The organism is Vibrio sp. 1401 (assembly GCF_033340295.1).
In genome coordinates this window covers 1-654 of record NZ_JAWOWF010000437.1, presented here as the reverse complement: position 1 = coordinate 654, position 654 = coordinate 1, and the positions used below count along the sequence as shown (strand labels likewise).

Genomic DNA, 654 nt, shown 5'->3' with positions numbered 1-654 from the left:
GTCTTGCGACATTGCACTGCAAATCGCTCAAGCGATCGATATCCCTTACCGCCAAGGCTTCGTGAAAAACCGTTACGTGGGGCGTACGTTTATCATGCCTGGTCAGCAACAACGTAAGAAATCAGTGCGTCGCAAGCTAAACGCTATCCGCTCTGAGTTCAAAGATAAGAACGTGTTGCTGGTGGATGACTCTATCGTCCGCGGTACGACATCAGAACAGATCATTGAGATGGCTCGCGACTCCGGCGCGAAGAAAGTGTACATGGTGTCTGCTGCACCAGAAGTTCGCTTCCCTAACGTTTACGGTATCGATATGCCGAGCGCGACAGAGCTGATTGCTCATGGTCGTGACAACGAAACCATTTGTAAACAGATTGGTGCGGATGCGCTTATTTACCAACGTCTAGATGACTTAGTTGAAGCGGTAGGCTTAGGTAACCAAGATATCACGCAGTTCGATACATCTGTATTTAATGGTGAATACGTAACTGGCGATATCGATCAACAATACCTCGACTTCCTAGATGGTTTGCGTAATGACGATGCAAAAACGCAACGTGAAATTCAGCAAGATCTAGCGAACCTAGAACTGCACAACGAAGGCGCGTAAACCAGCGTCATCATTATCGGGATAAAAAAAACCAGAGCCTAGGC

At 47.6% G+C, this 654-nt stretch carries 1 protein-coding gene; it reads left to right on the top strand.

Going from position 1 to position 654, the window contains the following annotated elements:
* Positions 1-610 (top strand): amidophosphoribosyltransferase (locus tag R7Z77_RS26100; protein ID WP_411913219.1); only part of this gene is annotated, 610 nt, incomplete at its 5' end.
* Positions 611-654 lie beyond the last annotated feature (44 nt).